Below are 19,042 nucleotides of genomic sequence, written 5' to 3'. Positions count from 1 at the left end.
CGTAATGGCAGACCTCCCGGCGCGGGCGGGTCCTCGCATACGATGGCCGTTGCTCAGAAGTAATCAACCGTACTCGACCGCGCCAGGCCCGACCGGCAAGGAGACCAACCCCCGTGTCCGTCCTTTCAAAGCTCATGCGTGCAGGCGAAGGCAAGATCCTGCGCAAGCTGCACCGCATCGCGGACCAGGTCAACTCCATCGAAGAGGACTTCGCGAACCTCTCCGACGCCGAGCTCCGTGCCCTCACCGACGAGTACAAGGAGCGGTACGCGAACGGGGAGAGCCTGGACGACCTGCTCCCGGAAGCCTTCGCCACCGTCCGCGAGGCCGCCAAGCGCGTCCTCGGCCAGCGTCACTACGACGTGCAGATGATGGGTGGCGCGGCCCTGCACCTCGGCTATGTCGCCGAGATGAAGACCGGTGAGGGCAAGACCCTCGTCGGCACGCTGCCGGCGTACCTCAACGCGCTCTCCGGCAAGGGCGTCCACCTGATCACGGTGAACGACTACCTGGCCGAGCGCGACTCCGAGATGATGGGCCGGGTGCACCGCTTCCTCGGTCTCGAGGTCGGCTGCATCCTCGCCAACATGTCGCCCGCCGAGCGCCGCGCGCAGTACGCCTGCGACATCACGTACGGAACGAACAACGAGTTCGGCTTCGACTACCTGCGCGACAACATGGCGTGGTCCCAGGACGAGCTCGTCCAGCGCGGCCACAACTTCGCGATCGTCGACGAGGTCGACTCGATCCTGGTCGACGAGGCGCGTACGCCGCTGATCATCTCCGGCCCGGCCGACCAGGCCACCAAGTGGTACGGCGACTTCGCCAAGCTGGTCACGCGCCTCACCAAGGGTGAGGCGGGGAACCCGCTGAAGGGCATCGAGGAGACCGGCGACTACGAGGTCGACGAGAAGAAGCGCACCGTCGCCATCCACGAGCCCGGCGTCGCCAAGGTGGAGGACTGGCTGGGCATCGACAACCTCTACGAGTCGGTCAACACCCCCCTCGTCGGCTACTTGAACAACGCCATCAAGGCGAAGGAACTGTTCAAGAAGGACAAGGACTACGTCGTCATGGACGGCGAAGTCATGATCGTCGACGAGCACACCGGCCGTATCCTCGCCGGCCGCCGCTACAACGAGGGCATGCACCAGGCGATCGAGGCGAAGGAAGGGGTGGACATCAAGGACGAGAACCAGACCCTCGCCACGATCACCCTGCAGAACTTCTTCCGCCTCTACAAGCGCCACGACCACGACGGCAAGGAAGAGCCGGGCCTCTGCGGCATGACCGGTACGGCGATGACCGAGGCCGCCGAGTTCCACCAGATCTACAAGCTCGGTGTCGTCCCGATCCCGACCAACCGCCCGATGGTCCGCAAGGACCAGTCCGACCTGATCTACCGCACCGAGGTCGCGAAGTTCGAGGCGGTCGTCGACGACATCGCCGAGAAGCACGAGAAGGGCCAGCCGATCCTGGTCGGCACCACCTCGGTCGAGAAGTCCGAGTACCTCTCGCAGCAGCTCTCCAAGCGCGGCATCCAGCACGAAGTGCTGAACGCGAAGCAGCACGACCGGGAGGCGACGATCGTCGCCCAGGCGGGCCGTAAGGGCGCCGTCACGGTCGCCACGAACATGGCCGGCCGAGGCACCGACATCAAGCTCGGCGGCAACCCGGACGACCTCGCCGAGGCCGAGCTGCGCCAGCAGGGTCTGGACCCGGTGGAGCACGTCGAGGAGTGGGCGCACGCGCTGCCCGCCGCCCTGGAGAAGGCCGAGCAGGCCGTCAAGGCCGAGTTCGAAGAAGTCAAGGAGCTCGGCGGCCTGTACGTGCTCGGCACCGAGCGGCACGAGTCGCGCCGTATCGACAACCAGCTGCGCGGCCGCTCCGGCCGTCAGGGCGACCCGGGCGAGTCCCGCTTCTACCTGTCGCTCGGCGACGACCTGATGCGCCTGTTCAAGGCCCAGATGGTCGAGCGCGTCATGTCGATGGCCAACGTGCCGGACGACGTGCCGATCGAGAACAAGATGGTCACGCGCGCGATCGCGTCGGCCCAGTCCCAGGTCGAGCAGCAGAACTTCGAAACGCGTAAGAACGTTCTGAAGTACGACGAGGTGCTGAACCGTCAGCGCGAGGTCATCTACGGCGAGCGCCGCCGCGTCCTGGAGGGCGAGGACCTGCACGAGCAGGTGCAGCACTTCATGGACGACACCATCGACGCGTACATCCAGGCGGAGACCGTCGAGGGCTTCGCCGAGGAGTGGGACCTGGACCGGCTGTGGGGCGCCTTCAAGCAGCTCTACCCGGTGAAGGTCACCGTGGAGGAGCTGGAGGAGGCGGCGGGCGACCGCGCGGGCATCACCGCCGAGTTCATCGCCGAGTCCATCAAGGACGACATCCACGAGCAGTACGCGGCGCGCGAGGAGCAGTTGGGCTCCGACATCATGCGTGAGCTGGAGCGGCGCGTGGTCCTCTCGGTGCTCGACCGCAAGTGGCGCGAGCACCTCTACGAGATGGACTACCTCCAGGAGGGCATCGGCCTGCGGGCGATGGCCCAGAAGGACCCGCTGGTCGAGTACCAGCGCGAGGGCTTCGACATGTTCAACGCCATGATGGACGGCATCAAGGAGGAGTCCGTCGGCTACCTGTTCAACCTGGAGGTCCAGGTCGAGCAGCAGGTCGAGGAGGTCCCGGTCGAGGACGCCGAGGTGAAGGCCTCGCTGGAGAAGGAGGACGCGGTGCCCGCCGGGGTCGCGCGTCCCGAGATCCGGGCGAAGGGTCTGGACGCCCCGCAGCGCCCGGACCGGCTGCACTTCTCGGCTCCGACGGTGGACGGCGAGGGCGGGGTCGTCGAGGGCGACTTCGACAACGGCGACGACGAGCCGTCCCGCTCCGAGGCGGACGGGATGACCCGCGCCGAGCGCCGCAAGGCCCAGAAGGGCGCCGGCCGCCGCCGCAAGAAGTAGCCGTAAGGCTGGAGAGTCACCGGGTGGGGCCGGGCACCGCATGGGTGCCCGGCCCCACTTCTACTGCCGCGCAGCGCCAGCGCAGGTCGGCGCCCTGCTCCAGGCGGAAGGCCATGGCGCGGACGCGGTCGCCCGCGCCGATACGGGCGAACGCCTCGATGACACCGGCCTGGGGCACGTACTCGTCGCAGTGCCGCACCACGGGCTGCGAGACGGCCCCCAGGGGGCTCGCCGGGGCAAGGAGCACCAGCTGCTCGTACGCCTCGCCGACAGTGTGGCCCAGCATCCAGTGCACCGGTCGGCGGCCGCTGAGCACGGCGAGCAGGCGTTCGGCGAACCAGTAGCGGGGCAGCCGCTGGCGCCGCGCGTACGCGCTGGTGACGCCGCCGGGCCTGGCGGGGCCGACCCGGTCGTGGCGCCCCGCGGGCCTGGTTCGGTCCGTCCGCGCCGCGCCCGCTCGCGTCCTGTCGGTCCTGTTCATCTCCGTCGCCCCCTTTGATACCGGCGAGTAGCTTTCTGTTGGGGATCTTGTACGGGGGCGGCGAAGCGGGTCGCAAGGGCGGCGGGGCGGGCGCCCGGGGCCTCCGGAGATTCACCTATCTGGGTGATGGAGGGCTCTGCAGGGCTGGTGGGGGCCGGGGAAGCGGCCGTCGGCCCTCCGATCCGTCCCACCCCCTACGGGCAACCCGAAGGGGGACTCCCGCACGTATCCTGAGTGCGTCTTCCGACGAGAAAAGAGCGGCCTGTCATGCGCGTGTACCTCCCTCTGACCCTCCCTGGTCTCGCGACGGCGCACACGGCGGGAGAGCTCGGCTCCGGGCCGCTGACCGCCTACGCCGTCACACCCGGACTGCGTGAGTGGTACGTCTCGGACGACATCGAGGAGCTGGAGTACGCGGCGCTCAGCCGGGCCGCCGCTGCCTCGCTGCGGCTGCTCGCCGGGGACCCGGAGGCCGCGCGGCGCCGCGTCGTGGTCGCCCTCGACGTGCCCGACGGGGCGGCCTCGGCCGACCCGGACCGGGGCCTGGACGCGAGCGCGCTGGGCGAGGTGCGGATCGCCGGGCCGGTGCCGCTGGGCAAGGCGGCCGCGGTGCACGTGGACTCCGACGACGCGGTGGCGGACGTGACGGCGGCGGCCGAAGCGCTGGGCGCGGCGGACCAGGGCGACGACGACGCCCAGTTCACCGTCGACGGGGCCGAGGACCACGAGCTGCTGTGGTTCGGGGTGCAGGAGATTCCCAACCTGATCGCCTGACAGCCCGGCTGACCTGCGGACTTCGCCTGCCGGAGAAGGCGGGGCGGTCCGTTGTCAGTGGGGGTGGGTACCGTTTCTGGCATGGGGAAGCGCACGCATCTGGTCTGGGACTGGAACGGCACACTGCTCGACGACATCGGTGCGGTCATCGAGGCGACCAACGCCGCCTTCGCGGAGCTCGGCCTGGAGCCCATAACGCTGGAGCGCTACCGCGAGCTGTACTGCGTGCCGATCCCCCGCTTCTACCAGCGGCTGATGGGGCGGCTGCCGACCGAGGCCGAGTGGCTGGTCATGGACGAGGCCTTCCACAAGCACTACTGGCTGCGCGCGGACGCCTGCGCGCTCACCCAGGGCGCGGCCGAACTGCTCGCCGATCGTTCGGCGTCCGGGCTCGGCCAGTCGTTGCTGTCGATGGCGCCGCACGAGCACCTGGTGCCGATCGTGCGGCGGCACGGCATCACGGAGCACTTCCTGCGGGTGGACGGGCGCACCGGCCCCTCCCACGGCAGCAAGGCCGAGCACATGGTGCGGCATCTGACGGCGCTGCGGGCGGCGGACGAGGCGATATCCGCCGACCGCATCGTGGTGATCGGGGACGCGGTGGACGACGCCGTGGCCGCCGCGCACATCGGGGCGCGGGCGGTGCTGTACACCGGGGGATCGCACAGCCGCGACAGCCTCGCGGAGGCGGGCGTGCCGGTGGTGGACACGCTGGCGGAAGCGGTGGAAGTGGCGGAACGCCTGGCGGGCTGAGGCCCGCCGGGGACCCTGCCCGGCCCCGCGGCGGGCGTCTCGGCCCGGCCTGGCTCGGCCCGGGCCTCCCGGCCCGCCCCCGACGCCTACGTCACCGGCGCCTTCGCCCGCAGCACCGTGAGGAACTCCCGCATCCACGTGGAGTGGTCCGGCCAGGCGCGGGCGGAGACCAGGGTGCCGTCGACGACCGTCTCCGTGTCGCGGAAGGTGGCGCCGGCGGCCTGCATGTCGAGTTCGAGGGCGGGGTACGCGGTGACCCGGCGGCCGGTGAGGCCGCCGATCGCCGCGGTCAGGAGGGGACCGTGGCAGATCTGTGCGACCGGCTTGTCCGTGTCGAAGAAGGCCTTGAGGATCTTGCGGAGCTCGGGGTCGTTGCGGAGGTATTCGGGGGCCCGGCCGCCCGGAATCACCAGTGCGGCGTACTGGCCGGGGTCGACTTCGGAGAAGGCCAGGTCGGCCGGCCAGGTGTAGCCGGGCTTCTCGGTGTACGTGTCGAAGCCCGGTTCGAAGTCGTGGACGACGAACTGGAGCTTCTTCCGGGCGGGGGCGGCGATATGGACCTCGTAGCCCTCCTCGCGCAGCCGCTGGTAGGGGTACAGGACCTCCAGCGACTCCGCCGCGTCGCCGGTCACGATCAGGATCTTGGCTGCCATGGGTGCTCCCGGGGTCGACGGTGCGTACCTGATGCGTAACGGGAATCGTCGTGCTGTGCGACATGCTCCAAGACGTTCTGTGCGCCGTGTCGCGCGCGGGGCTTCGCTTGGCGCGAAATCCCCTGTCCGGCGGAGGGTCCACGGCGCTGCCCACCGTGCCGCTGCGCGCACGGTGCGTACGCCGCAAACCTGCCTCTGTCCGGCCTGTTTGCCAAGAGTGCGCACCCGGCCTCCGCGTCGCTGTCCAGAGTGTCAAACTTCGGGCCCTGCTTTTGTACACATACGGCTCATGACGGGTCGGGGGGGCGGGGCGATAGCCTTGACCCGTGATCAGCGCGATATCCCGCAGGGGCACTGACGCCCCTGCCCTGCGCCCGGAGTGCCACAGTGCCCGGGCTCTCGCTGATTCCCGCTACCCGGGCCCTTCGCCGAAGATGGCCAATAACGACCCGGGCATCTCTCATCGCGGCATAACGTCGACTCCGACCGGACACCCCGCGTCGAGGCGTTGCGTCGCTTCGCATACCTACGTCACGCAACGGCGCGCGACAGGAGCCAGAGGACATGCAGACCAAGCTGGACGAAGCCAAGGCCGAGCTGCTCGCACGGGCCGCCCGGGTAGCTGAGAACAGCCCGGTGGGGGGTCCCGGCGGTCTGGGGGGCGCCCCCCAGGACCGGGCAGCCACTACCGGGTCCACGGGGGAGGAAGGTCCGGGCCAGGACGCCGTTCTCGGGTTCCTCCAGCGCTACTACCTGCACACCGCTCCGGAGGACCTGGCCGACCGCGACCCGGTCGACGTCTTCGGTGCGGCTCTCTCGCACTACCGGCTGGCCGAGAACCGCCCCCAGGGCACGGCCAACGTCCGGGTGCACACGCCGACGGTCGAGGAGAACGGCTGGACGTGCAGCCACTCGGTCGTGGAGGTCGTCACCGACGACATGCCCTTCCTGGTGGACTCGGTCACCAACGAGCTGTCCCGCCAGAGCCGCGGCATCCACGTCGTCATCCACCCCCAGGTCGTCGTCCGCCGTGATGTCACCGGCAAGCTGATCGAGATCCTGGAGACCGGCGGTCTGCCGCACGACGCGCTCATCGAGTCCTGGATCCACGTCGAGATCGACCGCGAGACCGACCGCGCCGACCTCAAGCAGATCACCGCCGATCTGCTGCGGGTGCTCTCCGACGTCCGCGAGGCCGTCGAGGACTGGGAGAAGATGCGCGACGCGGCGCTGCGCATCGCCGACGAGCTCCCCAAGGAGCCCAAGGCCGGGGACCTGCGCGACGAGGAGGTGGACGAGGCCCGGGAGCTGCTGCGCTGGCTCTCCGACGACCACTTCACCTTCCTGGGCTTCCGCGAGTACGAGCTGCACGAGGACGACTCGCTGGTGGCCGTGCCCGGCACCGGTCTCGGCATCCTGCGCTCCGACCCGCACCACGCGGGCGACGACAGCCACCCGGTCAGCCTGTCCTTCGAGCGGCTGCCCGCCGACGCGCGCGCCAAGGCCCGCGAGCACAAGCTCCTGGTGCTCACCAAGGCCAACAGCCGCGCCACCGTGCACCGGCCCTCCTACCTCGACTACGTCGGGGTGAAGAAGTTCGACGAGAACGGCAACGTCGTCGGCGAGCGCCGCTTCCTCGGCCTGTTCTCCTCGGCCGCGTACACCGAGTCGGTGCGCCGGGTGCCGGTCGTGCGCCGCAAGGTCGACGAGGTGCTGCGGGGCGCGGGCTTCTCGCCCAACAGCCACGACGGCCGCGACCTGCTCCAGATCCTGGAGACCTACCCGCGCGACGAGCTGTTCCAGACCCCGGCCGACCAGCTGCGCGCCATCGTCACCTCCGTGCTCTACCTCCAGGAGCGGCGCCGCCTGCGCCTCTACCTGCGCCAGGACGAGTACGGGCGCTACTACTCGGCGCTGATCTACCTGCCCCGCGACCGCTACACCACGGGTGTGCGGCTGCGGCTCATCGACATCCTCAAGGAAGAACTCGGCGGCACCAGCGTCGACTTCACCGCCTGGAACACCGAGTCGATCCTCTCCCGCCTCCACTTCGTGGTGCGGGTGCCGGCCGGCACCGAGCTGCCCGACCTCACCGACGCGGACACCGAGCGCATCGAGGCCCGCCTCGTCGAGGCCGCCCGCTCCTGGGCCGACGGCTTCCAGGACGCGCTGAACGCCGAGTGCGGCGAGGAGCGCGCCGCCGAGCTGCTGCGCCGCTACGGACACGCCTTCCCCGAGGGCTACAAGGCCGACCACTCGCCGCGCGCGGCAGTGGCCGACCTGGTCCACCTGGAGCAGCTGACCCACGGCCGCAAGGACTTCGCGCTCTCGCTGTACGAGCCGGTCAACGCGGCCCCCGGCGAGCGCCGCTTCAAGATCTACCGCATCGGCGAGCAGGTCTCCCTGTCGGCCGTGCTGCCGGTGCTCCAGCGGCTCGGCGTCGAGGTCACCGACGAGCGCCCGTACGAGCTGCGTTGTGCGGACCGTACGCACGCGTGGATCTACGACTTCGGTCTGCGGCTGCCCAAGAAGATCAACGGCAACGGCGACTACCTCGCCGACGATGCCCGCGAGCGCTTCCAGGAGGCGTTCGCCGCCACCTGGACCGGGGCCGCCGAGAACGACGGCTTCAACTCCCTGGTGCTGCGCGCCGGGCTCAGCTGGCGCCAGGCGATGGTGCTGCGCGCGTACGCCAAGTACCTGCGCCAGGCCGGTTCGACCTTCAGCCAGGACTACATGGAGGACACCCTCCGCGACAACGTCCACACCACCCGGCTGCTGGTCTCGCTCTTCGAGGCGCGGATGTCGCCGGGCCGCCAGCGCGCCGGCACCGAGCTCATCGACGGCCTCCTGGAGGAGCTGGACGGGGCGCTCGACCAGGTCGCCTCGCTCGACGAGGACCGCATCCTGCGCTCCTTCCTCACCGTCATCAAGGCGACGCTGCGGACGAACTACTTCCAGAAGACCGCCGAGGGCAACCCCCACGCGTACGTCTCGATGAAGTTCGACCCGCAGGCGATCCCGGACCTGCCGGCGCCCCGCCCGGCGTTCGAGATCTGGGTGTACTCGCCGCGCGTCGAGGGCGTGCACCTGCGCTTCGGCAAGGTCGCGCGCGGTGGCCTGCGCTGGTCCGACCGCCGTGAGGACTTCCGTACGGAGATCCTCGGCCTGGTCAAGGCGCAGATGGTGAAGAACACCGTCATCGTGCCGGTCGGCGCCAAGGGCGGCTTCGTCGCCAAGCAGCTCCCGGACCCGTCCGTGGACCGCGACGCGTGGCTGGCCGAGGGCATCGCCTCGTACAAGACGTTCATCTCGGCGCTGCTCGACATCACCGACAACCTGGTCGCGGGCGAGGTCGTCCCGCCGGCCGACGTGGTGCGCCACGACGAGGACGACACGTACCTCGTGGTCGCCGCCGACAAGGGCACCGCGACCTTCTCTGACATCGCCAACGAGGTGGCCGTCTCCTACGGCTTCTGGCTCGGCGACGCGTTCGCCTCCGGCGGCTCCGCCGGATACGACCACAAGGGCATGGGCATCACCGCGCGCGGTGCCTGGGAGTCCGTCGAGCGGCACTTCCGCGAGCTCGGCCACGACACCCAGACCGAGGACTTCACGGTCGTCGGCGTCGGCGACATGTCCGGTGACGTGTTCGGCAACGGCATGCTCCTGTCGGAGCACATCCGGCTGGTCGCGGCCTTCGACCACCGCCACATCTTCATCGACCCGAACCCGGACGCGGCGACCTCGTACGCCGAGCGCCGCCGGCTGTTCGACCTGCCCCGCAGCTCCTGGGCCGACTACAACAAGGAGCTGCTGTCCGCGGGCGGCGGCATCCACCCGCGTACCGCCAAGTCGATCCCGGTCAACGCGCACATGCGCGCGGCCCTCGGCATCGAGCAGGGCGTCACCAAGCTGACCCCCGCCGACCTGATGAAGGCGATCCTCAAGGCGCCGGTGGACCTGCTGTGGAACGGCGGCATCGGTACGTACGTGAAGTCGAGCGCCGAGTCGAACGCGGACGTCGGCGACAAGGCCAACGACGCGATCCGCGTCAACGGCGAGGACCTGCGGGTCAAGGTCGTCGGCGAGGGCGGCAACCTGGGTCTGACCCAGCTCGGCCGGATCGAGTTCGACCGCAACGGCGGCAAGGTCAACACCGACGCGATCGACAACAGCGCGGGCGTGGACACCTCCGACCACGAGGTGAACATCAAGATCCTGCTCAACGGCCTGGTCGCCGACGGCGACATGACCGTCAAGCAGCGCAACAAGATCCTCGCCCAGATGACCGACGAGGTCGGCAAGCTGGTGCTGCGCAACAACTACGCGCAGAACGTGGCGCTCGCCAACGCGGTCGCGCAGTCGCCGTCACTGCTCCACGCGCACCAGCGGTTCATGCGCCGCCTGGGCCGCGACGGGCACCTGGACCGGGGCCTCGAATTCCTGCCGAGCGACCGCCAGATCCGTGAGCTGCTCAACAGCGGCAAGGGCCTGAGCCAGCCGGAGCTCGCCGTCCTGCTCGCGTACACCAAGATCACGGTGGCCGACGAGCTGATCCACACGGACCTGCCCGACGACCCGTACCTGCAGGGGCTGCTGCACGCGTACTTCCCGCAGCAGCTGCGCGAGAAGTTCCCCGAGGCCATCGACGGGCACGCGCTGCGCCGCGAGATCGTCACCACGGTCCTGGTCAACGACACGGTCAACACCGGTGGTTCGACCTTCCTGCACCGGCTGCGGGAGGAGACCGGCGCGTCCCTGGAGGAGATCGTCCGGGCGCAGACCGCGGCCCGCGCGATCTTCGGCCTGAACGCGGTGTGGGACGCGGTCGAGGCCCTGGACAACAAGGTCGACGCCGGCGTCCAGACCCGCATCCGGCTGCACTCGCGCCGCCTCGTCGAGCGCGGCACGCGCTGGCTGCTCAACAACCGGCCGCAGCCGCTCCAGATCGCCGAGACCATCGCCGACTTCGGCGAGGGCGTCGAGAAGGTCTGGTCCGAGCTCGCGAAGATGCTCAAGGGCGCGGACCTGGAGTGGTACCAGTCGATCCTCGACGAGCTGACCGCTGCCGGGGTGCCCGATGAGCTCGCGCGCCGGGTCGCCGGGTTCTCCTCGGCCTTCCCGACGCTCGACATCGTGGCGATCGCGGCCCGCACGGGCAAGGAGCCGCTGGCCGTCGCGGAGGTCTACTACGACCTCGGCGACCGCCTGCGGATCACCCAGCTGATGGACCGGATCATCGAGCTGCCGCGGGCCGACCGCTGGCAGTCCATGGCCCGCGCGTCCATCCGCGAGGACCTGTACGCGGCGCACGCGGGGCTCACCCAGGACGTGCTCTCGGTCGGCAACGGCAAGTCGTCGCCCGAGCAGCGGTTCAAGGCGTGGGAGGACAAGAACGCGGCGATCCTCGGCCGCGCCCGCACCACGCTGGAGGAGATCCAGGGCTCGGACGCGTTCGATCTGGCGAACCTGTCCGTGGCGATGCGGACGATGCGGACGTTGCTGCGGTCGCACAGCTAGTACGAGCTGTACGCGCGCGTACGTGCGTGGGGGCGTTCACCTTGGTGGGCGCCCCCTTCCGCGTGCGCGGGGACCGGCCTTTGTCTGCGGGCCGCATTGGGCTGGTCGCGCCCGCGCGGCGGAGCCGCAAATGTCACAGCCCCGCGCCCCTAAGAACGGCCTCCGGCCGTCGGGCGGGATGCCGTTGCTCGCCACAGACTCCGGCAGGACAGTGCGGCCGCTGTCAGCAGCAACGCATTGCGCGTCGCCATCAGCGTCGTCCCCAGTGCCGTTCCCGCCATCACCTCCTCGTACAGCGTCGGGAACGCGAGTGCGCTCAGGGCCGTTGTGGGGAGTAGGAGGAGTGCTACCGGGCGTTGGGTCGTGTGGCGGGAGGTGAGGCAGACGGCCGAGAGGCCGAGGAGCCAGATCAGGTACTGGGGGCTGATCACGCGGCTGGTCACGGTGAACAGCAGGACCGCGCAGAGGGCCGCGTCCGCCGGGGTCGCCGCAGTCCAGCGCCACGCCCTGACCCGCCACAGCAGCAGCCAGCAGAACGCGGCGGTGGTCAGCGAGAGCGCGAGGGCGGCCACGCTCGACACATACGGGCCGATGAACTCCATGGCCCCGTACCGGTAGACGACCTTGCCGGGCCAGTGCAGCAGCAGCCGGGCGAGCTGGAGGGCGGTGCCGCCGACGGATTCGATCTGCACGCCCCGGTTTCCCTGCTGGCGCAGGAAGTCCAGGCTGTTGCTGAAGCCGAGGGCGAGCACGGCGAGCAGCGCGCCGGCCGAGGCGAGCGCCGCCGTCCACGACGCGCGCGTGGTGCGGCCGCGCGGGGTGCCGAGCAGGGTCAGGGCGGGCCAGACCTTCACCAGGGCGCCGACCCCCGCGAGCGCCCCGCCGAGCCGGGGCCGACGCCGTACACAGAGCAGCGAGCCCACGGCCAGGGCGGTCACCTGGACGTCGTAACGGCCGTACGGGAGGTGCAGCAGCAGCGGGAGGCCGCCGACCCACATCCAGGCTCCGGCGGGGCTGCCGCCCGCGCGGGCTCCGGCCCGTACGAGTGCGAAGGCGATCAGCGCGTCGGCGGCCAGGGTGAGGGCGACGAACGCCTGGAAGAAGGTGAGGAACGGCAGCAGGGCGGGGGAGAGGATGACCGCGCCCGCGCCCGGCGGGTACTGCCAGGTGGAGTCGCCGTACGGGAAGTGGCCCGTGATCAGCTGGTCGTACCACTGGCGGTAGAGGACGTACACCTCGCCGGTGACCCCGCCGACGCCGATCGAGTCGTCGACGAGGAGGTACAGCATCAGCGCGCGCGTGGCGAGCCAGGTGGCGGCGACGGCGGCGTACCGGGTGCGGCGGCCGGCGGCGCCCGGGTCGGGGGCGGCGGACGGGGCGGGGATGCGCAGCTGCTGGATCGTCATCGATCAGCAGTTTAGGCAGATTTGCCCTATTTCTTCTTGGTGTACTCCTCGTATGCGTCGACGACCTCGTCCGCCGGGCCGTCCATGCGCAGCACGCCCGACTCCAGCCAGATCGCCCGGTCGCAGGTCTGCTTGATGGTGCCGTTGCCGTGGCTGACCAGGAAGACCGTGCCCGCCTCGGCGCGCAGCTCCTCGATCCGCTCCTGGCTGCGCCGCTGGAAGCGGGCGTCACCGGTGGAGAGGGCCTCGTCGATCAGCAGGACGTCGTGGGACTTGGCGGCGGCGATGGAGAAGCGCAGCCGGGCACCCATGCCCGAGGAGTACGTGCGCATCGGGAGCGAGATGAAGTCGCCCTTCTCGTTGATCCCGGAGAACTCGACGATGTCGTCGTAGCGGTCCCGGACCTCCTCGCGTGACATGCCCATGGCGAGGCCGCCGAGGGTGACGTTCCGCTCGCCGGTCAGGTCGTTCATCAGGGCCGCGTTGACGCCGAGCAGGGACGGCTGGCCCTGGGTGAAGATCTTGCCCTGGGCGGTGGGGAGCAGCCCCGCGATCGCCTTGAGCAGGGTCGACTTGCCCGAGCCGTTGGAGCCGATCAGACCGATCGCCTCACCCTTGCGGGCGACGAAGCTGACGCCCTTGACGGCGTGCACCTCGCGGATGCCCGGGGTGCCCCTGCGGGAGGTGATCCGGCTGAGCGCGGAGGTGGCGCTGCCCTTGCCCTTGCCGGCGCCGCCGTTGACCTTGTAGACGATGTGCACGTCCTCGGCGATCACGGTGGGGGCGCCGAGCACACGCGGCTCGCTCGGCGCTTCGAGGGTGTCGGTGGAGGTGTTGTTCTCAGCCACGGCCGTACTGCTCCTCTGCCTTCCAGAAGTAGATGAACCCGGCGAGCAGGGCGACGATCGCCCAGCCACTCGCGGCGACCCAGATGTGCGCCGGGAGCTGCTTGGCCTTGAAGCTGTGGATCAGCGCGAACCGCATCAGGTCGATGTAGACGGCGGCCGGGTTGTACTCCAGGACCTTCACCACGCCGTGCGGCAGCGAGCTGCGGGTCATCAGGAGCGGCAGGCTCCACATGACGCCGGAGACGTACATCCAGGTGCGCAGGATGAACGGCATCAGCTGCGAGATGTCCGGGGTCTTGGCGGCGACCCGGGCCATGGCCAGCGACAGGCCGGTGTTGAACATCGCCTGGAGGGTCAGGACCGGGATCGCGAGCAGCCAGGACGGCGACGGGTACACGCCGACGCAGACCATGATGATCGCCAGCGCGGCCATCGAGAACAGCAGCTGCTGGAGCTGCTGGAGCGCGAGCGCGATGGGCAGCGAGGCGCGCGGGAAGTGCAGGGCGCGGACCAGGCCCAGGTTGCCGCTGATCGCGCGGGTGCCCGTCATGATCGACTGGGCGGTGAAGGTCCAGATGAAGACGCCGGTGACCAGGAACGGGATGTAGTCCGGGACGCCCTGCTTGGTGCCCATCAGGATGCCGAAGATGAAGTAGTAGACCGTCGCGTTCAGCAGCGGGGTCATCAGCTGCCAGATCTGGCCCAGCTTCGCCTCGCTGTACTGCGCGGTGAGCTTGGCGGTGGCGAACGCCGAGATGAAGTGGCGCCGCTCCCAGAGCTGGTGCACGTAGTCGCGCAGCGACGGGCGGGCGCCGCTGACGGTGAGGCCGTACTTGGCGGCCAGTTCGGCGCCGGTCAGGCCCTGGTCGGGGTCGGCCGGCCGGGTGTCCTGCGCGGAGGCCGGCGGGGCCGGCGGTGCTGCGGTCTGACTCACAACGGTCGCTTTCGACGTGGCTTCGCGGACGGGGGTCTTCGCGGGCGACGGGCTTTTACGAGTGTTACGAGAAGTTCGTACGGGTTCGTACGAGCCCTTGTGGCGTCTTACGACGGAACGGGTCCGTATCGTCGTAACGGTGAGAGTAGGACGTGATCACGTCGCAACGCAACCGTCTCGTCGTATCGCTATGCTCAAGACATGACCAACTCGGACGCCGCCGGAACGGAAACCCCACGTCGCACGCCCGCCGGAGCCGCCGTGCTGCGCTCGGACGTGACGGAGGCCATCCGCAAGGCCGTGTTCGAGGAGCTGGCGGCCGTCGGGTTCGCCCGGATGTCGATCGAGGGCATCGCGCGGCGGGCCGGAGTCGGCAAGACGGCCGTCTACCGCCGCTGGAAGTCCAAGCTGAGCCTGGTCCTCGACCTGGTCTCCGCGTTCGCCGCACAGGGGCTTCCGGTGCCCCACACGGGCTCGCTGTACGGGGACATCCGGGCGCTGCTCGCGGTGGCCTCACTGGCCCTGCGCCACCCGGTCGCCTCCCAGGTGATCCCCGACCTCCTCGTCGAGTCCGTGCGTCACCCGGAGATCGCCGACGCCATCAAGGAGGCGCTGCTCGACGGCCAGAAGGGCGTCGCGGCGGTCGTGGTGCGCGAGGCCGTCGAACGCGGCGAACTCCCCGAGGGCGCCGACCCCGACCGAGCCCTGGACCTGATCGTCGGCCCCCTGTACTGGCGCCTCGTGGTCGTCCGTGGGGACCTCCCGAAGGGGTACCTGGACGACTTGGCGAAGTCGGCGGTGGCGGCACTGGGGGCGACGGGGCGCGCGTAAGGGTTTGAAGGGGCGCGGGGAACTGCGCGACAAGCCCCCACCGGCCCGCAGCTGAAATGACCGCTGTCCAGGTCAATACGCCACGCGAGCCAGCACTTCCCCGCTGCGCGGGTTGAACGCCACCACGACCGCCTCCTTCGGCAACCGCTCAGCGGCAGTGAGCAGCAACCACTGCACGCCGTACCGCCGGGCGATCCCCGCGCGCGTGGCACGAGACGTCGACGGCGCCAGATACGTCGAAACGTCCATTTTGCGCCGCACGCGTTCCGGCTCCGCGAGCGCCGGATCGGGCCAGACGGGCGCTACCAGGAACGGCCCGTACCCCGGCAACGAACGGACTACGTAGTAGTCGTCCGCAAGCACCGTCGAGCCCGGCGGAATGTGCCGCGCCGCCCACCCGTACGTGTCCCAGCGCGGCGGCCGCTCCACGCCCCGCACGCCCAGCCCCGGCGCCAGCGCCCCGGCCTGCGCCCAGAAGAACCCCAGACACGCCCCGGCCGCGGCGAGCGGGGCCAGCACGCGGCGGGCCGTCGACCACGGGCGCGGCCGGGCCAGCTCGACGGCGAGCGCGACCTGCGCCGGGACCGGGGCGAGCGCGAGCAGCCGCCCGTACGTGTAGTGGCCGCTGACCCAGCCGTACAGGACGACCAGCAGGAACAGCACGGTCATCGGGGTCAGCGGATCGCGGCGGTCGCGGCGCAGGCGCAGCAGCAGCGCGGGCACGCCCAGCAGGACGATCAGCCAGTAGCGGCCGATCAGATTTTCGTACAGGACCCTGTGCATGGAATCGATGCCGGTGTCACCGACGAGTGTGAAGATGTCGCAGTACGGCCAGCTCGCCGCCACCACGAGCGCGGCCGCGCCCGTCAGCGCCCAGCGGGCGGCCGCCGCGCGGTGCCGCGCCCCGCGCCGTGCGACGGCAAGACCGGCCATGCCGAGCACCGCGCCGATCGAGGTGATCGGGTGGACGAGGACGACCACACCGGTGAGCACGCCGAGCGCCGCGTACTCCAGTGGTCGGGCGGGCCCGGCGGACCGGGCGGCGGTCGGGGATGAACGTTCCGCCGCCGTCATACGACCCGTCAGCGCCCAGATGTGGAAGGTCAGCCCGATGGCGAACGTACTCGGGTACGACAGGTTCCCCGTCATCGACAGCAGCCCGAGGAACCCGCTCCACCACGTCACATCGGTGCCCCACAGCACCACCGAGAAGGCCAGCGCGAACACCGGTGCCCATGGGCGACGGGAGAACAGCCGGGTGAAGCGGCCGAGCCCGGTGATCAGGACCAGCAGGTTGAGCGGCCCCCACAGCCGCACCACCACCCGGCCCGGCAGCTCGGTGAGCCGGGCGAACAGCCCCTGGACCACCGAGTACGGCGAGTAGTACGGGCTGCCCGCGCCCGGCAGGTCGGCCATCGGGTGGGCGGGGTGCAGCAGATCCGCCCGCAACCGTTCGACCACGGCGGCGTGCGTCCCGAAGTCGCAGCACATCGGCACCCGCCAGGCCGCCGCCGACACCACCACCCAGAACAGCCCGCCGAGGACGAGGTACGGCGTGATGCGCCAGTTCGGCCCGGCCGGCGGCTCGTCGGCGGGCCGGGCGGGGGCGCGCCGGGGCGCCGGAAGGCGGGCGGGGCCGGTGGGAGGAAACGTGCGCACAGATCATCGGTTCCGTGGGGGTGCGCTTCTGTCCCGGCATCCCGCGCCGATCACCCGATCAGCAGTCGGTGCGTCAGGAGCCGGTGAGTCGGCGGTCGGTGAGTTCGAGGGCCAGGCCGCCGGACGCGTCCGCCCGCACGCTCAGGCCGCCGGGGTAGTGCCCGGAGTCGAGGTCCAGCGCCGCCGGGATCTCGCGCCGACCGCCGTCGGGGTAGACCAGCCGGGCCTCCCACCGGTCCGTGTCCGGCGCCCGTACGCCCCGGGGGACTACGTGCGGCGCACGCGGCACACCAGTGAGCCCGGACAGCGCGACCCGCACCGCGAACCGGCCCCCGTCCACCCGCACCGCACTCGCGAACTCCGTCCCCGACCGTGCATGCCGCACCGCCAGCTGCGTCGGATGCGGCCCCGGCCCCCACAACCGCCCCCCGAGCTCGACCGCGCCAGTGCCAGTGCCCGCATCCGCATCCGTGTCCACGTCCGCGTCCACAAGCCCATGCGTGTCGACCACGGCCCCGTACCGCCGTACGGACACCACGACCCGCCCCTCCCGCGCCCCGATCAACAGCCGCCGTCCGTCCGGCAGTTCCCGCACCAGAACCGGGTCGCCGCACCGCTCCAGCGGGCGCAGCGCGGCCCGGCGCACCATCCCCGCGCCGCCTCCGGCACCGGCGAGCACCATGCCCACCAGCCACTCGCCGTCGCGGAGATGGGCCGGGTCGAGGGTCAGCTCGAAGCCCGCGCGGGCCGGGGCGGCGGGCTCCGGGGACGCGTTGTCAGTGGTGGGTGGCAAGCTGATTGCACGGACCGGGAAGCGGCGCAGTCGGCGGCCGCCGCGCTCCTGGCCCAGCGCGAGAAGAAGCCTGCCCGGGCCGGCGTTGCGTACATACGCGAAGCCGGTCAGCCGCAGGGTTCCGTCCGGCCGCCGCTGAACTCCCGACAGCCGGGCCACCACCGGCAGTTCGCCGCGTCGCACCCGCGCGGCGCGCCCGGTGAGTGGTCCCACTCCCGGATACGTCACCCGGCCCGCCCGCACCGGGAAGACGCCCACGCCGCCGGCCTGCTCGAAGGCCAGCACCTCGACCAGCTCGTCGAGCCGGTTCTCGCGTACGAGCTGCCACTTGACCCGCAGGTCGGGGGAGAGGCAGTGGGTGGCGTCCGTGCCCGCGCGCTCCAGGAAGGCCCGCGCGCCGGTCATGAACGCCTCCCGGTAGTCCGGGCCGCCCAGCGGCAGGCCCTGCAGGAAGTAACCGAAGTCGTCCCCCAGACAGGAGGTGTCATAGCGGCGGCGCTGCTCGGGCAGGGCCCCGGCCAGGAAGCGGCTGACGTCCTCGCAGCCCGCGATCCGGTCCCGGACGCCCTGCGGGTCCGTGCGCCGCTGGGTGATCGAGCCCTCGCGCACCCGCCAGTAGTAGACGTGCTCGCTGACGACGTCGACGGCGTCGGCCAGGAAGTGTGCCGGGATCACCACCGGCGTGTCCTCGTACAGCCTGCCCACCGGAAAGGAGAAGGCGTGACGGTCCCAGAACGAACGGCGGAACACCTTGTTCCAGGCGACCCGGTCGGTGAGCAGCCGGGGGTCGCGGGTGATGTGGGTGCGCGGCCGGTCGGCGGTCAGCCAGCGGTACTGCCAGGCCTGGCGGCGGCCCCAGGCGTCCAGGCGCCACACATTGCCGGAGGCGAAGTCCGAGCCGGACGCGTCGAGGGAGGAGGTCAGGCGGGCATACGCGTCGGGCGCGAGCACGTCGTCGCTGTCGGCGAAGGCGAGATATTCGGTCCCGGGGGCGGTGTGCGCGACGCCCGTGTTGCGGGCGGCGCTCAGTCCGGCGTGCGGTTGGCGCAGCCAGCGGAAGCGGGCGTCGCGGCGGGTGAACTCCTGGGCGATGCGCGGGCTGTCGTCGCTGGAGCCGTCGTCGACCACCACCACATCGAGGGCGCCCATCGTCTGCGCGGCCAGCGACGCCAGACACTCCTCCAGATACGCGGCCACGTTGTGGACGGGGACGACCACGCTCAGCCTTGGCGCGGCGGCCGTCGGAACGAGTGCGTTCGTCCTGGCGGCCAGGGGAACGAGGGCGTTCGTCTCAGCGGCCGTGGGGACGAGGGGCTTCGGGGAGACGAGCGTGTTCGGGGGGACGAGCGCCTTCGGGGGAACGGCGTGCGGTGGGTTCACGCCAGGTCAACCCGGCCCCACCGTACTGGTTACCGATGCTG

At 70.7% G+C, this 19,042-nt stretch carries 12 protein-coding genes; 5 read left to right on the top strand and 7 right to left on the bottom strand.

Going from position 1 to position 19,042, the window contains the following annotated elements; all coding sequences use genetic code 11:
• Positions 1-113: 113 nt before the first annotated feature.
• Complete coding sequence (secA, locus tag BG418_RS37015) at positions 114-2,966, top strand: preprotein translocase subunit SecA (RefSeq protein WP_188278459.1); 2,853 nt, start codon at positions 114-116, stop codon at positions 2,964-2,966.
• Positions 2,967-2,982: 16 nt separating this feature from the next.
• On the opposite strand, the gene BG418_RS37010 is transcribed toward secA, so the two are convergent.
• Positions 2,983-3,447 carry an Rv3235 family protein gene (locus BG418_RS37010; RefSeq protein ID WP_188278458.1) on the bottom strand — a complete coding sequence of 155 codons (465 nt, stop codon included), beginning with the start codon at positions 3,445-3,447 and terminating at the stop codon, positions 2,983-2,985.
• Between the two features lie 267 nt (positions 3,448-3,714).
• Here BG418_RS37010 and BG418_RS37005 point away from each other — a divergent pair, with 267 nt between their 5' ends.
• Positions 3,715-4,221, top strand: coding sequence for a DUF6912 family protein (locus tag BG418_RS37005; RefSeq protein ID WP_188278457.1), 507 nt, complete (start codon positions 3,715-3,717; stop codon positions 4,219-4,221).
• An 81-nt stretch (positions 4,222-4,302) separates the two neighbouring features.
• Positions 4,303-4,974, top strand: a complete 672-nt coding sequence (locus tag BG418_RS37000; protein WP_188278456.1) for an HAD family hydrolase — start codon at positions 4,303-4,305, stop codon at positions 4,972-4,974.
• Between the two features lie 86 nt (positions 4,975-5,060).
• Here BG418_RS37000 and BG418_RS36995 read toward each other — a convergent pair whose 3' ends face one another.
• Complete coding sequence (locus BG418_RS36995) at positions 5,061-5,627, bottom strand: DJ-1/PfpI family protein (protein ID WP_188278455.1); 567 nt, start codon at positions 5,625-5,627, stop codon at positions 5,061-5,063.
• Positions 5,628-6,191: 564 nt separating this feature from the next.
• Here BG418_RS36995 and BG418_RS36990 point away from each other — a divergent pair.
• On the top strand, positions 6,192-11,150 hold the full coding sequence (locus BG418_RS36990; RefSeq protein WP_188278454.1) for an NAD-glutamate dehydrogenase: 4,959 nt from the start codon (positions 6,192-6,194) through the stop codon (positions 11,148-11,150).
• Between the two features lie 149 nt (positions 11,151-11,299).
• Here BG418_RS36990 and BG418_RS36985 read toward each other — a convergent pair whose 3' ends face one another.
• The 3 genes from BG418_RS36985 to BG418_RS36975 are packed head-to-tail and all read right to left on the bottom strand — an operon-like array spanning position 11,300 to position 14,338.
• Complete coding sequence (locus tag BG418_RS36985) at positions 11,300-12,556, bottom strand: glycosyltransferase family 87 protein (protein WP_223185982.1); 1,257 nt, start codon at positions 12,554-12,556, stop codon at positions 11,300-11,302.
• 26 nt (positions 12,557-12,582) lie between these two features.
• Complete coding sequence (locus BG418_RS36980; protein WP_399001768.1) at positions 12,583-13,350, bottom strand: ABC transporter ATP-binding protein; 768 nt, start codon at positions 13,348-13,350, stop codon at positions 12,583-12,585.
• 46 nt (positions 13,351-13,396) lie between these two features.
• The gene (locus BG418_RS36975; RefSeq protein ID WP_188278452.1) at positions 13,397-14,338 is read right to left on the bottom strand and encodes an ABC transporter permease; all 942 of its coding nucleotides are present in this window, start codon (positions 14,336-14,338) and stop codon (positions 13,397-13,399) included.
• 201 nt (positions 14,339-14,539) lie between these two features.
• Between BG418_RS36975 and BG418_RS36970 the strand changes: the two genes are divergently transcribed.
• Positions 14,540-15,169 (top strand): TetR/AcrR family transcriptional regulator, encoded by a 630-nt coding sequence (locus BG418_RS36970; protein WP_188278451.1) that lies wholly within the window; start codon positions 14,540-14,542, stop codon positions 15,167-15,169.
• 72 nt (positions 15,170-15,241) lie between these two features.
• Here BG418_RS36970 and BG418_RS36965 read toward each other — a convergent pair whose 3' ends face one another.
• A complete protein-coding gene (locus BG418_RS36965) occupies positions 15,242-16,828 on the bottom strand; it encodes a hypothetical protein (protein ID WP_399001749.1) in 1,587 nt (528 codons plus the stop codon).
• A 73-nt stretch (positions 16,829-16,901) separates the two neighbouring features.
• The gene (locus BG418_RS36960; RefSeq protein WP_188278450.1) at positions 16,902-19,001 is read right to left on the bottom strand and encodes a glycosyltransferase; all 2,100 of its coding nucleotides are present in this window, start codon (positions 18,999-19,001) and stop codon (positions 16,902-16,904) included.
• Between the last annotated feature and the right edge of the window lie 41 nt (positions 19,002-19,042).

This window comes from Streptomyces sp. CBMA152 (genome assembly GCF_014596475.1).
In the GTDB taxonomy this organism is placed as follows: Bacteria; Actinomycetota; Actinomycetes; order Streptomycetales; family Streptomycetaceae; genus Streptomyces.
This window is presented reverse-complemented; position numbering and strand designations above follow the sequence as displayed.

Bases quoted from the DNA above. Each gene is read 5' to 3' on its own strand.
- BG418_RS37010 (WP_188278458.1), bottom strand. From the start codon at position 3,447: ATGAACAGGACCGACAGGACGCGAGCGGGCGCGGCGCGGACGGACCGA.
- BG418_RS37005 (WP_188278457.1), top strand. From the start codon at position 3,715: ATGCGCGTGTACCTCCCTCTGACCCTCCCTGGTCTCGCGACGGCGCAC.
- BG418_RS37000 (WP_188278456.1), top strand. From the start codon at position 4,303: ATGGGGAAGCGCACGCATCTGGTCTGGGACTGGAACGGCACACTGCTC.
- BG418_RS36995 (WP_188278455.1), bottom strand. From the start codon at position 5,627: ATGGCAGCCAAGATCCTGATCGTGACCGGCGACGCGGCGGAGTCGCTG.
- BG418_RS36990 (WP_188278454.1), top strand. From the start codon at position 6,192: ATGCAGACCAAGCTGGACGAAGCCAAGGCCGAGCTGCTCGCACGGGCC.
- BG418_RS36985 (WP_223185982.1), bottom strand. From the start codon at position 12,556: ATGACGATCCAGCAGCTGCGCATCCCCGCCCCGTCCGCCGCCCCCGAC.
- BG418_RS36970 (WP_188278451.1), top strand. From the start codon at position 14,540: ATGACCAACTCGGACGCCGCCGGAACGGAAACCCCACGTCGCACGCCC.